The following is a 14364-nucleotide window of genomic DNA, read 5'->3' as shown; positions in this document are numbered from 1 at the left end:
CGCGCGTTTGCCGTTGCCTTCCCGGGAGACGAGACATGAACGACCCGCCTGTCGCCGAAGTACGCAAGCATCGAATGGAGCATTCGCGAGAATTCGGTTCTGATCTTCGTCTTATTTGCAAGGACTTGCGCAAATCTGAATCGACGTTGGGCAAGCGGCTGGCCAAGGCGGCGGCGCGACGCCCGAAACGAGCGAAAGTGAGGAAGACGTCGAGGGGGCGCTCTCCACTCCGCAACGTCATTTGGTCTTGAAGGGCGTTGTTTTCTACCTTGAAATTTCGGTTGACTGCATCGAGATTTCAAGGTATGCGCGGTCGTTTGGCGCTTCGGACACGGCGGTCAGGGCTTATCTCGACCATTTGGCCGCCGCGCTTGTCGTGCGGCAACTGCAGCCGTGGCACGAAAACCTGTCCAAGCGACAGGTGCGCGCGCCGAAAGTGTATTTGGCCGACAGCGGAATCATGCACACGCTGCTGAATCTGAGGACGCAGCGCGATGTGGAAGCGCATCCGAAGTGCGGCGCGTCGTGGGAAGGGTTTGCGATCGAGCAGGTTCGGGTGGCGTTGGGCGCGGAGCGATCCGAATGTTTCTTCTGGTCAACGCACGCGGGGGCAGAGCTCGATTTGCTTGTTGTGCGCGGGCGGACGCGACTGGGGTTTGAGATCAAGCGCACTACGGCGCCGCAGGTTACGCCGTCCATGCGGCACGCGCTCGCGGATTTAAAGCTGAATCGATTGGACGTGATCCACGCGGGGGATACGACGTTTGCGCTGGCGAAGAATATACGGGCCGTTTCGATCGTGCGCCTTCTAACCGACCTCAAACCGATGCAGCAGCATGCCTTGCTACGACAACGGGCGGTGAGAATTGCATGCGTACTACAAACGCCGTGCAAACGCTTTTGCTCAGTATGTCGGCTTGACGTGCAAAGGCTTAGATCGCCCCTTCAATCCCCTCTGAGAAATCCGGCGTGGTAGTCTGCCTCGTTGATTCGCCGGCCGCTTTCACGCATCCCGCATCAATCACGGTGTGGTTCTTATCGACGGCGAATTGCACCACCTTTGCTGCAGAAGAAAGTGTTGCACGAGGGTGAACTGTCTGTCCTTCCAGTAGGGCGTCGATCCCGTCCGGCGTGAAGGGCTTAATGGTCCCTTTCTCTTCCTGGTTGATGCGGAAATAGTCGAGGTGCGCAACGATAATGCCCTGCGCTTGCTCCTTGCTGGGGAAAGGAAGCTCGACAGAGTTTGGGGACGTCGGATCGAGTCTGCCGATTGCCGCAAGGCCAGCATCACCCCATGCAGTCGCTAAGGCCAGGGATGCTTGCTGATGAGTAGTGAGTACGTTGGAGAAAAAGCGGTACTCGGTGTTCGCGTATCCCGGCCTGACCGTGCAAAGTCCAAACTCCTTCGCGAACTCTATCCGCTCCCGTCGAGCCATCTGGTCAACTAAGTTTTCAATGTCGTCAATGAACAGATAGCCTCCGCCGTACCCGGCCGCGCGCAGGTATCGAACGATATCGTTGAATAGCAGCGTTCTGGAATAGTCGAGAATCTTCGTGTCCCTGGGGACGTATAGCGGCTCCAAAGCTCCGTCTCTTCGCATTGCCCGAAGATAATCCTCGAACGTACCTTTCGCGAGCGGATGGGCGACGGGAACCTCGACTCCAGCACTGATGAGCGTACTTATCACCTGTTCGTCAAGCGATTCGGGATCAACATCATGCTTTTGGAGTACCTGATCGTTGAGGAGGTTGTCAGCACCGGAAGTGCCCTCACCATCATCGGCTAGGATGGCTTCGACCTTTGCTTCGGGGATTGCGCTCAACCGAAGCGCCGCACGTGAAGCATCCAGCACGCCGTTCTTACAGACGTCGACTAGTGCCGACAACGCAAGCTGCTCCATGTATCGGCGGTCAACCTGGCTGCGGAAGCCGACATACACGACCACCGCAGAAAACCGTGTATTGAATTCTGTTTCTCCCCAGTCGCAATTGATCCGTTGTCGAAAGTAGCGTAGGAGTGCGGTCTTGCCTACTCCGCGACCGCTTTGGCTGTCACCCTTGGACCAAAGGTAAGCTAGCCGGACACGGTTGGGGAAATCGTCGGGCCGGATCAGCAGGTTCTCGAACTTCGTGATAGCCGACTGAGCTGTGGACACGGCGTAAATACTGCCATTGGTCCTCGGGTCGGTGCTGTACGGGTCAACGAATCCACCGTCGGGGAATGGCAAGTCCCGCAGCCCCAGCATTTCGTACTTCGAGCTGATGGGCGTGGTGTGCTTCTTGGGGAGATGGATGGCCATTATGCACTCCTTATCAAGTTGTAAATCTGCGTGGACTCGCCCACTCGGACTAGTGGCTTTCGCCGTCCCGTTATGCGTTCATAGGTCAACCCAAGGGTGATAGGCGGCTTCGGTTTCTCCAACAGCACAATGATGCCTTCATCGAACGCGGCTTCGGGAATCAAAAGATTCTCACATACAAAATCCCGCACGTCGGGCAAGTCAAAATATCCCGCCTGTGCCTTCAAAGTCGAGTAAGCCGCATCGAGAGCCTTAAGAAGGTCCCGCTGTGTTTCGTCGTCTTCGAAGTTTGGCTCGCTTAAGTAAATTGTGTAGGTTCCACCGGTGGTTAGTGAAGTTTCTGCCCGGCGGTGCCACTCCCGAGTCGGTGGGCCTTCGACGCACGGTGAGTAAGTTCGATAAAAGTCCGCCTTCTTACCGAAAACCTTCATGGCGTTAAGCAGACGAAGACTAACTAGACGGTCGCACATAGACCGAAACAGAGGGACACCGAGAGAGTGTTGAGGCATGAGTTTCTTCAACACCCGCTCACGAAGTGCGTCTTCCACCTGCTTGGCTGAGCGCTCCTTCATCTGTTCGAATAACCCCTCGGCTTCGCTTTCAGCAGCAGTCCCGAATATCGGCCGCAGCAGGGCGGCGATGTATGCGGTGTCTATTGTCTTCGTAGTCTCGACGGCCGGACTCGGGATCCCCTTTCGGGCGATATGGACGTGGACCACTGCTTGCAGGTTCGCGTACGTCTTCAAGTGCACCAGTGCCATCCTGCGCCGAAGTTCGAGATAATTCTTGTCGCTTAACAGCCGCAGCGTTTCCATGCCCGCAGCCGTCAATTCGTACCCGCGCCCCTTCGTCGCCTCGGCAAACTCAAAATGTGCCAGTTCCTGGCAGATTTTCTCGCCAACAGTCTCGTATGTGCTCTTCGGCTCCGGAAGCATCAGGCGGAGTGCCTTGTCTCGTGCGTACTTCAACACATTTCGGGAAATTGTCGCGTTCTGCTCTTCCCGTGATGCTTCCGGCATGGCTGCCAGTACCCGCAGGCCAATATAGTGATAACCCACATCCGTGATGTTGAAACTCGAAATATTCACATCAGCTTCCCTTAGCCGTTCTAACGACCTTTATCAGTCGGGAGCATTCTCCGTTCAGTGCGCGCAGGTCATCGACCAGTTCAGTAACAGCTATACCTCCGAAGGCGCGAACCGCGATCGTAAGATCGTTAAAGCAATCAAACCGGGCGTTAGCGTCAGCACCTGCGAGCAAGCTCGTCATGTGGTTGAGCTTCGCGCAGAAATCGTCAAAAGCGTGCGTGTCTTCTGGTGAGAGCGTTACGCCTTTATCCATCTCGCCAGTCATACGGTTTGCATTATCGATCAGGATGGGTAGGGGACGAAGTTGGGGGGCAATCGGATGTATGCCAAGCCCGAGGCACGCGGCTAAGCCCGATTGCTCGAAGGGATAGCTCGATACAAAGATCGGAAGCAGGTACGACCGCAAGAGCACCGGTGTGAGGCACAGGTAGTCCAGAATCTTCGCGAAAAACACAATCACGTCGTTTTTCTCCGGTGGCCATTCGGCCCGGTTTTTCAGTTCGAGAATCCCAACTGTCGGCTCATGCCGGGCGACGACATCAACCTCGTGCAGCACGCCGGAGGCGGTAATCAACTGCATCCCCAGGTTCATCTCGCGGTGCTGCGAGACCTCCCAGCCGGCTAGCTTCGTGACGCAACTTTCCCGTAATTTCACCTCGAATCCCTGATCTGCGGATTCGTTGCGTGGCAAGTGCTGCCAGTCCTCGTTAACAAAACGATAGCAGTGCCGCAGCAGGACCAGCGCGGTTTCGGGCAGAGGTGTTTCGATTCGTAAGGCCATACGTTTTCGCCGAGTCTACTTCCATTGGGCCTAACCGGTACGGCCCAGCAGCCAGTCTACAAGTTCATTGGAGCGAGATGGCTGAGGTGCGGATAGAGTACCGCCGGAGCCGACCAAAGCCAAGCTTGCATGGGAGTGGGCAGTTCGGGACTGAAGCACAGCAGTGGCCGTAAATCCGATTTGGACTTGGGATAATCGAGCCGCCGCGGCACCGGCACCGGTTCGCTTGTTGCCGTCAACAAACGTATGGTTCCTGACGATGTGGATCAAATACGCGGCAGCCATTTCGAATGCGTCGCGATGAAGGTAGGCCTGATTGAACTTCGCGCACGGCTGCGCGGCAGCCGACTGCAGAAGAGACAGGTCGCGGACGCCCGCCATGCCGCCGTATCGCCGTATCTGATCCTCGTGAATTTCCAGGACGTCGTCGGTGCTTAGAAAAACAGGCGGCATTTACTCTGTCAAGCGTTTGAGGGCCTTGCCATACCGCGCGTTCGTCCAGTCCAGGGCTTCTTTGAGCTTTTTGTTTGCTCGTGCGCGTCGCTGTGGTCTGATGAGGAGCATGTCTCCGTCCGTGGACACTTCCAGCGGCGTGTTCGCGTCGATCTTGAGGAGGTCGAGTATTGGTTTGTCAATGACGAGTGCCAGGCTGTTTCCGTGCTTCGTAAGTTTTTTCATGCGGCAAACTCCGTTACCACATTGTATAACCCGCGCGGTGCGTGGTCAATGGGCCGGGGAATGGGTCGCAAGGAAACCGCACCTCGTTCACCAACGACGCGTCTTCTTTGCTTGTGCGTTGGTATGAAGTGCGGCAGCAAAGTCTTCGACGCTGCCGCTTTGGCTTCCGGCGGAGCCGGACCCAGGACAAAGGACGCAGGTTCGTTACCAAAGAGAGCGCTGTGAGAGCCAAAGCGGTAGCGCCGTCAACCTTCGCAAGGCCTCGGTCGACTCTGCTACCGCACTCCATATTAGGGCCGAGAGGTTGATGGTATGGAGTGCGGCAGCAGAGTCTTCGGCGCTGCCGCTTTGGCTTCCGGCGGAGCCGGACCCTGCGCATAGGAGGCAGGTTCGCTTCAAGGCGTCGCGCTGTGAGAGCCAAAGCGGTAGCGCCGTCGACCTTCGCAAGGCCTCGGTCGACTCTGCTACCGCACTCCATATTAGGGCCGAGGAATTGGCAGTCCCCGCGCGAACACCCTGCGAAGCAGTTACAAATACCAAGATGAGGCAGACGGCCAGAACACTTCTGTGGGAAGGATTGCCGCTACACCTTCCACGGGGCGCGGTAGTCGCGGGTGAGCCATTCGGGTTTGCCGCCGTTGCGGGCGAATTTCATGCGTTTGGGTTTCCACGTGATGGTGGTGTGGTTGTAGTAGGCCTGGTTCATGAGGTGGCAGCAGATGGCGGTGCGGCCGCCGACTTCTTCGTTGGTGATCGGGCGTGTGCGCGATTGGACGCAGTCGAGGAAGTCTTTGAGGTGGTTGTCGCTCTTGTAGAGTTTGACCTTGGCGTTTTTGAGGTATTCGTTTTCGACGAGTTGCAGCGTAGCGCCGAGGGAGCCGTCTTCGCGTTTGACGAAGCCGGCGACTTTTTTGCCGTCGCGGTAGAACTCGAACTGGCCGCGGTTGACCTTGACCTCGCCTTCGCTGCCGAAGAATTCGGCGCCGAAGCCGCTGACGTGGGTCACGCGCACGCCGTTGGCGTAGTGGAGGACGGCGCCGTTGGTCGCTTTGGGATCGTCGGGCGGATGGACTTCGACCGGTCCGCTTTCGTCCATGCCGAGGCCCCATTGGGCGATATCGAGATGGTGCGCGCCCCAGTCGCAGACCATGCCGCCGCCGTATTCCTTGTAGCTGCGCCAATCGGGGAAGTGATCGTGGATGCCGCGCGGGCTGAGTATCGAGTTGTACGGGCGCATGGGGCCGGGGCCGATCCACAGGTCCCAATCGAGTCCGGGTTCGAGGGATTCTTCGGGCAGGTCGCAGGGGACTCCGGGAGGGCCGAAGCTGCAATCGACGTGATCGATCTTTCCGATAGCGCCGTTGCGGACAAGTTCGCAGGCGATGCGGAACTCGCGCATGGAGCGTTGCATCGAACCGGTTTGCAGGACGCGCTTGTTCTTTTTCACCGCGTCCATGACGGCGATCGCTTCGTGGATGTTGTGGGTGAGCGGCTTTTCGCAGTAGACGTCTTTGCCGGATTCCAGCGCGGCGATCATGGGGATGGTATGCCAGTGATCGGGCGTCGCGATGCAGACCGCGTCGATGTCTTTGCGCGCGATGATTTCCCGGAAGTCGTTGTAGGCCTGGCAGCCGGCGGAACCCATCTCCGGCTTGCGCGTATAGAATTCGTTTACCTTATTCTGCGCGTTGGTGCGGCGCGTGGTGTCGACGTCGCACACGGCGACGACGCGGCATTCCGGGAACTGCAGGAAGGTCCCGAGCAGGTGATGGCTCTGCTTGCCCATGCCGATGAATCCCATGACGATTTTGTCGTTGGGCTTGGTTTCGGCGGCCCAGATTCGGGACGGCAGAATGAAGGGAGCGGTAGCAACTGCGGCGGACTTCAGGAAGGATCGGCGGTTCGTCTTCATGAGTATTTTCCCCTGCGCCGCGGAAGTGGGCGCGTTGACCGGCAGTATCCTATGAAAAGGGGCCGAATCACAAGGGAATCGGTTTGGCGCCGGCCATTCCACCTTCGCGCTGCGGCGGGCGGCCCTGCCGCGGGAACCGCACTATACGACGCGCGCGGTTTTATAGATGCGCGGATCGATGTTGTGCTTGTCGCAGCGGAGACCCATGATGCGCTCGGTAATGCCCAGCGAATCGGCGGCTTTGGCTTTGTTGCCGCGCGTGTTCTTGAGCGCCTCGATGATGAGTTCGCGTTCGAGGCGGTCGAGTGCGGCGTCGAGCGTTTCCTTCACGACGGTGCCGCTGGCCTCGGCGGTCTGCAGCGTGGGGGGCAGGTGGTGGCCGTGGACGACGTCGTCGGTGGTCAACAGGATTGCGCGCTCGATGCAGTTCTCGAGTTCGCGGACGTTGCCGGGCCAGTGGTAGCTGCAGAGCATGTCGATGGCCGGCGTGGAAATGCGTCGGACGTTCTTGTGCGATGTCTTGCTGTATTTCTCGACGAAGAAGTTCGCGAGGTCGAGGATGTCGGTGCGGCGTTCGCGCAGGGGTGGAATGTGAATCGGGAAAACGTTCAGCCGGTAGTACAAGTCCTGGCGGAAGGTGCTTTGCGTCATGAGCGTTTCGAGGTCGCGGTTGGTTGCGGCGATGACGCGCACGTCCACCTTGATCGTGTCGGTGCCGCCGACGCGTTCGAATTCGCGTTCCTGCAGCACGCGCAACAGGCGCACCTGCATCATGGGCGCGAGGTCGCCGATTTCGTCGAGGAAAATCGTGCCGCCGTCGGCGAGTTCGAAGCGGCCTTTGCGCTGCGTGACCGCGCCGGTGAATGCGCCTTTCTCGTGACCGAAGAGTTCGCTCTCGATGACCGATTCGGGAAGCGCGGCGCAGTTCACCTTGATGAACGGTTTGCTGGCGCGCAGGCTGTTGTAGTGGATTGCGCTGGCGACGAGTTCCTTGCCGACGCCGCTTTCGCCGCGGATGAGCACGGTCGCTTCGCTTTTCGCGACCTGCGCGATGAGGTCGTAGACCTTCCGCATGCCGCGCGAGTTGCCGATGATGTTGGCGGGGCGGAAGCGGTCCTTGAGTTCGTCTTGAAGGCGGCGGTTCTCGTCGATGAGGCGCTGCTTTTCTTCGATGGCGCTTTGCCGCATTTTCACGGCTTGGGCAATCATTGCGGCGATGATCGTCATCAGGCGCAGGTCTTCGTTCAGCGAGATGGAGTCGGCGAACAGCCGGTCCACGCTGAGCGCGCCAATCGTCTCGCTGCCCAGTTTGATGGGTACGCAAATAAACGAGATGCTGCTCTTCTCGAGCTGCTTGCGCGCGCCGGTCCGATCGAGGAAGGTCGGCTCGTCGGAGATGCGGGGGATGACGGCGGCCTGACCGGTCTGGATTACCTTGCCGGTGACGCCCTCGCCGGGGCGGTAGCGGCCGCGCTCCTGCTGGCTGGGGGAGAGGCCGTGGGCGGTTTCGATGTAAATCTCGTCCGTCTCGCGGTTTACGAGAGTGAGGGTGCCGCGGACCATGCCCGTGTTGTCGGCGATGGCCTGCAACAGTGGGCCGACGACGTCCCGCAGGTCGATGCTCTGGTCCAAGCGCTGGCTGATATCGAACAACAGCGCCAGTTCGCTGACTTCTCGGCGGATCTCCGGGTCCACGATGCGGCTCGCCCCTACTTCGATTGTAGCTTCCATCGCCAAATGCACCCGGTTTGTATGGCTCCCAGAAGAAATCGACGGAATTGTAGGGTGATTATTGGGGAATGTCAAATCCGTAGGCGCCCAACGCCGCAATACTGCGACTTTGGGTGGGGAACAACGGTGAGTTGGGGAAAATGCCCGGAGTTGATACGGCTATTTCTTTTGGAGTGTCAGCGGGGAGCCGTATGCGGACCTGTGGGTCTGGCTAGCGGCGTCCACAACAAATGCGTCCGCTGCCAGCGTTACATCGAACTCATGGCCCCTCAGTCTCACGTTGTGCAGACTCATTTTTCCTGCGATCGGCGGAAGGTGCGGATTGATGGTGATCGATCCGTCGGCGTTGGGGGTGATGCCGAAGAGGCCGAAGATGATCATTTGCGCGACGGTGAGGCCGTCGATGGCGCATTGGAGCGGGGTGTCTTTGCGGTAGTCGGGGCGGTCGGCGTAGAGGGAGTCGCCCCAGTAGGGGAGTTTTTCGCCCCACCAGAGAATGCGCTTGAGCAGTTCGTCGGCTTCGTTCGCGTGGCCGCTCTTGTAGAGCCGCTCCATGATCTGCGGGGCAAAGCAGGTGCATGCACCCGGGCCGCCGTTGTCGACGTCGTTTTCGTCGTAGGCGGGATCGCCTTTGGCGAGACTGTGCAGGCCGTAGTCGCCGAGGAACTCGTTTGCGTTCCAGTGCGAGAGGAGACCGTTCAGCGAGTCGTCAGTGAGGACGGGGGAGTTGAAGAGTTTGAACATTTGGCAGGTGTAGCGCAGTTCCTTTTCGCCCTTGCCGTTTTTGAACGCGAACCATTTTGCCTGCGGGTCCCACAGTTCGTCGTGCAGGACTTTTTTCAGCGCTTCCGCGCGTTCGACGAGGTCGGGACGCGGTTTGCCCATTGTCTCCGAGAGTTTCGCGGCGAGGACGAAGTTGTTGTGGCGGCGGCCGTTGAGGTCGGGCATGACGTGGTTGTACTTCAAATCTTTGCGCAGTTCGAGGTGGCTGTTCGATTCGCCGTAGTCGATGAGCGCGACGGGTTTGGCTGCGTCGTCGCCATAGGTGGCGTGTTCGATGACGTGATCGAGGATGGTGCGGCCGTTGAGGGTGTCGTTGAGAAACGCGGTGTCGCCGGTGACGGACACGTAGTGATAGATCAAGCCGATGATCTTTTCCTGATTCACCATGTACCACGGTCCGAATCCCTCGCCGGTGATCGGGAGAAACGCGAAGTGTTTGGTGAGGTCGACGCTGAGGAAATGTTTGATGTGCGCCTTCACCGCTTCGGGATCGATCATCGGAAGGATTTCCCAGACTTCGCCGAAGTCCCAGAGGTAATTGCAGACGCAGCCGCCCTTCACGCTGCCGGTGGAATAGTAAGGATTGAGTTTGAATTCCGGCACTTCCCACTTGTTCATGAGGGCGTGCACGAGGGAGCGATAGTAGAGGCGTTCCAGGGATTTGTTGTCGCACGTGAATCGCGGGACACGGTCGAGAAGGCTTTTCGCGCGTTCGCCGAGCGCCGCCTCCACGTTTGCGTAATCGGCGTCGTACTGGCCGAGTGTTTCCTTTGCTGTGGCGAGCGCCGCGTCACGCGTCCCAATCGCGATGGCGAATCGTGCATAGCCAAGATAGTTTTGTGGATCGACGGGAACCTCGCATGTCCACTGCCCGGTGGTTGAATCCCATCGCACGCTTATTGCGGGCCGGTTCGGATACGTGCCCCATGCGAGCGCGATGGCATTGTCGCCCTGCGTCAGCAGCGCTGTGTTCCCATCGAGCGAGCGCGATGTCGCTGACGTGCTGGCCGGCCGAGCGAACTCCCACACGGAGTTCGTATCGAGGGTGCCGGAGAATTCGCCGGAGAGCTGGACCGTTTTGCGGCCATCGCGCGGCGATACGAGGATTGAGACAAGCGCGGCGCGCTGGCCGTATAGCAGGTTTATGGAACTGTCCATAGAGACCGGATTTAGACCGTGTTTCGCCGTTACGCGAACGGGCAACCACGCGCCGGAGGTCGGCTTAAGCGGCGCGCCATCGAGATTGATCGTGAACCGAAAATCCGAACTCACGAATGGGGGCGCGTACAGACCTTGAATGTCAACCATCGCTTTAGAATCGATACCCACGGACATCATGCCGTTTGCGATGCCGAAGTGATCGGCCTGATGGATCACTTCGGTTATGGGAAACGCGAAGAGATATCGGTAGAAGTCGGCGTTGGGGGTGGCGTCGTCAGCGGCTGCGGCAAAATTTCCTACTGCAAGACAAATCACTGTAGAGGCTGCTACGGCCAATGTTTTCAATCTCATTCTGGTGCGTCCGGCAGGAAATTAGTCGATGCTTCTCATAAATTCGCCAAGAGAGTGTAACACCGATTCGTAGAAGTTTCCGTATCTTGGCCGGAATATCTGGAAAGGTTCGCCGGGACTGCCGACAAATGGGCGGAGGACCCATGCGAGTTGAGTTCCGACAAACATATAAAGCAACAGCCAGATGATGAAGAGTTTGCCGGGCGCGGGCCTGCCCAAGCGTATGGCGGCAGTACCCAATGCGCGATTCAGGTACACCAGTCCCGTCACTCCGGCATATACGAACATCAGAACGTGCAACAGTTTGATGAAGTGGTACGAGACGCTCGTGAGCGAGAAGAAAAGCGCCACTGTGGCCATACTTGCCAGCGCCACCGTAGTGACGGCGCAGGCGGTAACCAGAAAACCGGAAACCTGGCCGAAGGATAGACGCGCGCCAACGAAGGCGTTCGACACGTAGATCGGAAACACGACGATCACGAGTGTGAGCAGAAACAAGACCGGGACTTTGGTGGCTGTGACAAGAATGAGGAGAAACTTCGACGACACGGCCATTTCCGATCCTTGGAGCAGGTTTGTCGCGCCCATGACGCCGCCATACACAGCGGCCATGATGAGGGAGATGACGAACATGATGCGGACGATGCGCCACGATTGATCGTCGCGGTGCAGCGATTCGGAAATCTCTTCGGGATGGTGCAGCGTATAGTCGACTTGCCGCCAAAACCCGCGCGGGAACTCAGCGGGTGGCACTGTCCGAATCTCGATCGGAATCTTTGCGGATTTCGAGATGCCGGCCGCGTCGTCCGGTTGGGACTGAAGCGACCCGGTGTCGTCGGGCCTTGTTTCATCGATCATTCGTGTCTCCTCGATACTCAGTCTTATAAACCCGTCAGCCGAAAAATAGACTCTATGAACGACCCTTCGATGGGCCGGAGCGGCTGGTAGTCGATCGCCCAGGAACCGATCCAGGGGCGCAGCACCCAGGACATCTGGGTTCCGACGAAGGCGTAGACGCCGCCGAACATCACCAGGAAAGACGAGCGGAGCGGTCGATTGAGTTGGTGCGATGCCGCGCGGAACAACACGTGAATGATCACGAGGCTGAGACCTCCGGCGACAGCGAATACAGCAACGTGCATGATAACGAGGAATCGATATCCGGAGAGTGCGATTGACGACGTAGTAAGCGTAAAGAAGTAGCTAACCGGCGCGTAGCTGAAAATCGCGACGGAATTCGCACTTGTCGCCAGCAGGAGCAAACGCAGGCAGCCGATGCCGGATAGTCGCGGCCCGAGGAAATTATTCAACACGTAGAACGGCGGAAAGCAGACGAGAAGCGTGAAGACATAAAGGAGAGGCAGCTTTAGGCCCGACACCACCGCGGGCAGTGCGCCGCGCGGCATGCCCATGCTGATGCCGTAGCAGCAGTACATCATGCAGACAATCGCCAACACCGATGCATCAAGCCGATCCAACTTGGCATCGCTCGATATTGATCGCCCCGCGCGGTCGGGCGTGAGCAGAGTGCGCCACCATTCGCGAATGTGATTTCGGTCTGCGGCCATCTCACCCTCGTTGTAATTGATGGACGGTCGACGGCATTCAATATACAATAGCCCGCTGCTTCAGTATAGGTGATATTTGCGGGGCCGGCTTTCAGACTTATCGGAGATACTCGATGGCCATCGTACCTTACGAAGTCGACGTCCCCATGTCGCGTTGGCCGTACGCGAACTGGGTAATCATCGGCGTGACGTCGCTGGCATTTCTGCTTGCGTTCGCCGGGGACGTGAGGCTGCTCGAACTTGAACCGCTGATTCTGTACCGGGGCAATCCATCCGGGATCATTGGCCACATGCTGTTGCACGGCGGCTGGCTTCACATTGTCGGCAACATGGTGTTTTTGTGGACGTTTGGCAATGCGGTATGCGCGAAGGTGACGAATATCGCCTATCCGGTCATTTACCTTGGGCTCGGCGCGATGTCGGCAATTATTCACCTCATCATCGACGGAGACCCGGCCGTCGGTGCGAGCGGCGCGATCAACGGAATTATCGGCATGTACCTTGTTTTCTATCCACAGAACGAGGTGACCTGTTTGTGGTGGATAATTTTTCGTGCGGGCACGTTTGCGGTGAGCAGCATTTGGATGATTCTGTTTTGGCTGGCGTTCGATATTTGGGGGGCGTGGAGCGGCGCCGGCGGCGTAGCGTATTGGGCGCACCTCGGGGGCTTCTTCAGCGGTTTTGCGCTTGCGTCGTCGATGCTGTGGCTGGGCTGGGTCGAAATGACGGAGACGGAAACGTCCATCTACGATCTTATGTCACGTTAGTTGCCGCAGCGCAGGCCGAATCGCACAAATTGTAATGGTGCTCCGCTCGTCATTATAGTCCTATGCGCTGTGCCTGAACTTGGGCGGGTTTCTGAGGAGTTTGTAACAAGATGGCTATGATCCCTACAGGATTGAAGCATGTTGTAGGCTACGTCCCTACCCAGGGTATTTCCACCGGCGTCGTAGCGACTTCGGTGGACCAACCCCGGGCTGCGCCCCGTATCGCTTTCGGGGAAAAGACTGGAACCGTACGCCGGTTAGAGGCACTTAGTGTCATGAACCCAGAATTCATTCGAAAAGTCGGACGCCCATAGAAGTTGTGCAGAAGTTCGAGTGCTCGATTACGATCACGAGTCGTCATGAACAGAGTTCCCCTGTGATTATGAAAACTTGCGCAGTGCGCTTTCAGCGCGCGGTGATAGGGGCGTGGACAATTTCCAGGGGCGATGCCCCTGGCTAGGGTTGCGTTGCGCCTTTGGCGCGGGGGACAATTTGTGCATTTTCGGAGTGGTTGTCATACCCCCTATCGGGGCACGCGGAAGCCATGGGAAAGCGATTTCAGATTTGAAATCGCAAATTTCAAGGCGACACGAGTCGGATGTTTTAAGGGTTTATTTTTGGGACCGTTGTCATGCCCCTATCGGGGCAGGCGGAAGCCATGCGAAAGCGATTTCAAATTTGAGATCTCAAATTTCAAGGCGACACGAGTAGGACGTGTTAATGGATTATTTTTGGGACCGTCGTCTTGCCCCTATCGGGGCACGCCGAAGCCATGGGAAAGCGATTTCAGATTTGAAATCGCAAATTTCAAGGCGACACGAGTCGGACGTTTTAAGGGTTTATTTTTGGGACCGTCGTCATGCCCCTATCGGGGCACGCGGAAGCCATGCGAATGTGATTTCAGATTTGAGATCTCAAATTTCAATGCGACACGAGTAGGACGTTTTAAGGGTTTATTTTTTGGGACCGTCGTCATGCCCCTATCGGGGCACGCGGAAGCCATGGGAATGCGATTTCAGATTTGAAATCTCAAATTTCAAGGCGATACGAGTAGGACGTTTTAAGGGTTTATTTTTGGGACCGTCGTCATGCCCCCTATCGGGGCACGCGGAAGCCATGCGAAAGCGATTTCAGATTTGAAATCTCGTAATTCTTTAGCCGAGTGAAGCATTTATGGAAACTGCCGATAAACATAATGCTTGGATTCAGTCGAGGGACGGAGGTTTTGGTGACCCAGCAGACGG

The 14364-nt window shown here is 57.7% G+C and carries 12 protein-coding genes; 2 read left to right on the top strand and 10 right to left on the bottom strand.

Going from position 1 to position 14364, the window contains the following annotated elements; genetic code table 11:
• The first annotated feature begins 139 nt into the window (after nucleotides 1–139).
• On the top strand, nucleotides 140–976 hold the full coding sequence (locus HUU46_13240; GenBank protein NUM54604.1) for a DUF4143 domain-containing protein: 837 nt from the start codon (nucleotides 140–142) through the stop codon (nucleotides 974–976).
• Here the strand turns inward: HUU46_13240 and HUU46_13235 are convergent.
• The 10 genes from HUU46_13235 to HUU46_13190 form a co-directional block, all read right to left on the bottom strand.
• Nucleotides 933–2300, bottom strand: a complete 1368-nt coding sequence (locus HUU46_13235; protein ID NUM54603.1) for a hypothetical protein — start codon at nucleotides 2298–2300, stop codon at nucleotides 933–935. The two genes, HUU46_13240 and HUU46_13235, sit on opposite strands and share 44 nt — an antisense overlap.
• Entirely contained in the window at nucleotides 2300–3388 is a 1089-nt protein-coding gene (locus HUU46_13230; protein ID NUM54602.1) for a hypothetical protein, read from the bottom strand. Before HUU46_13230 ends, HUU46_13235 begins: the two co-directional genes overlap by 1 nt.
• 1 nt (nucleotide 3389) lies before the next feature.
• Nucleotides 3390–4169 (bottom strand): hypothetical protein, encoded by a 780-nt coding sequence (locus HUU46_13225; GenBank protein NUM54601.1) that lies wholly within the window; start codon nucleotides 4167–4169, stop codon nucleotides 3390–3392.
• Nucleotides 4170–4199: 30 nt separating this feature from the next.
• Complete coding sequence (locus HUU46_13220) at nucleotides 4200–4622, bottom strand: type II toxin-antitoxin system death-on-curing family toxin (protein NUM54600.1); 423 nt, start codon at nucleotides 4620–4622, stop codon at nucleotides 4200–4202.
• Complete coding sequence (locus tag HUU46_13215; GenBank protein NUM54599.1) at nucleotides 4623–4847, bottom strand: AbrB/MazE/SpoVT family DNA-binding domain-containing protein; 225 nt, start codon at nucleotides 4845–4847, stop codon at nucleotides 4623–4625.
• Nucleotides 4848–5430: 583 nt separating this feature from the next.
• The gene (locus HUU46_13210; protein NUM54598.1) at nucleotides 5431–6759 is read right to left on the bottom strand and encodes a Gfo/Idh/MocA family oxidoreductase; all 1329 of its coding nucleotides are present in this window, start codon (nucleotides 6757–6759) and stop codon (nucleotides 5431–5433) included.
• A 141-nt stretch (nucleotides 6760–6900) separates the two neighbouring features.
• Nucleotides 6901–8490, bottom strand: coding sequence for a nif-specific transcriptional activator NifA (gene nifA, locus HUU46_13205; GenBank protein NUM54597.1), 1590 nt, complete (start codon nucleotides 8488–8490; stop codon nucleotides 6901–6903).
• Nucleotides 8491–8649: 159 nt separating this feature from the next.
• A complete protein-coding gene (locus HUU46_13200; GenBank protein NUM54596.1) occupies nucleotides 8650–10785 on the bottom strand; it encodes a hypothetical protein in 2136 nt (711 codons plus the stop codon).
• Between the two features lie 21 nt (nucleotides 10786–10806).
• Complete coding sequence (locus HUU46_13195) at nucleotides 10807–11643, bottom strand: hypothetical protein (GenBank protein NUM54595.1); 837 nt, start codon at nucleotides 11641–11643, stop codon at nucleotides 10807–10809.
• A gap of 23 nt (nucleotides 11644–11666) precedes the next feature.
• Nucleotides 11667–12353 (bottom strand): hypothetical protein, encoded by a 687-nt coding sequence (locus tag HUU46_13190; protein NUM54594.1) that lies wholly within the window; start codon nucleotides 12351–12353, stop codon nucleotides 11667–11669.
• A 113-nt stretch (nucleotides 12354–12466) separates the two neighbouring features.
• Here HUU46_13190 and HUU46_13185 point away from each other — a divergent pair, with 113 nt between their 5' ends.
• Nucleotides 12467–13120, top strand: a complete 654-nt coding sequence (locus tag HUU46_13185; GenBank protein NUM54593.1) for a rhomboid family intramembrane serine protease — start codon at nucleotides 12467–12469, stop codon at nucleotides 13118–13120.
• Nucleotides 13121–14364 lie beyond the last annotated feature (1244 nt).

Source organism: Candidatus Hydrogenedentota bacterium (assembly GCA_013359265.1).
Classification (GTDB): domain Bacteria; phylum Hydrogenedentota; class Hydrogenedentia; order Hydrogenedentales; family SLHB01; genus JABWCD01.
The sequence above is the reverse complement of the archived record's forward strand: the minus strand, read 5'-3'. Positions and strand labels throughout refer to the sequence as shown.

Excerpts from the sequence above, each read along its gene's own strand:
- HUU46_13195 (NUM54595.1), bottom strand. The coding sequence starts at position 11,643 with ATGATCGATGAAACAAGGCCCGACGACACCGGGTCGCTTCAGTCCCAA.
- HUU46_13235 (NUM54603.1), bottom strand. The coding sequence starts at position 2,300 with ATGGCCATCCATCTCCCCAAGAAGCACACCACGCCCATCAGCTCGAAG.
- HUU46_13185 (NUM54593.1), top strand. The coding sequence starts at position 12,467 with ATGGCCATCGTACCTTACGAAGTCGACGTCCCCATGTCGCGTTGGCCG.
- HUU46_13200 (NUM54596.1), bottom strand. The coding sequence starts at position 10,785 with ATGAGATTGAAAACATTGGCCGTAGCAGCCTCTACAGTGATTTGTCTT.
- HUU46_13215 (NUM54599.1), bottom strand. The coding sequence starts at position 4,847 with ATGAAAAAACTTACGAAGCACGGAAACAGCCTGGCACTCGTCATTGAC.
- HUU46_13210 (NUM54598.1), bottom strand. The coding sequence starts at position 6,759 with ATGAAGACGAACCGCCGATCCTTCCTGAAGTCCGCCGCAGTTGCTACC.
- HUU46_13225 (NUM54601.1), bottom strand. The coding sequence starts at position 4,169 with ATGGCCTTACGAATCGAAACACCTCTGCCCGAAACCGCGCTGGTCCTG.
- HUU46_13220 (NUM54600.1), bottom strand. The coding sequence starts at position 4,622 with ATGCCGCCTGTTTTTCTAAGCACCGACGACGTCCTGGAAATTCACGAG.
- nifA (NUM54597.1), bottom strand. The coding sequence starts at position 8,490 with ATGGAAGCTACAATCGAAGTAGGGGCGAGCCGCATCGTGGACCCGGAG.
- HUU46_13190 (NUM54594.1), bottom strand. The coding sequence starts at position 12,353 with ATGGCCGCAGACCGAAATCACATTCGCGAATGGTGGCGCACTCTGCTC.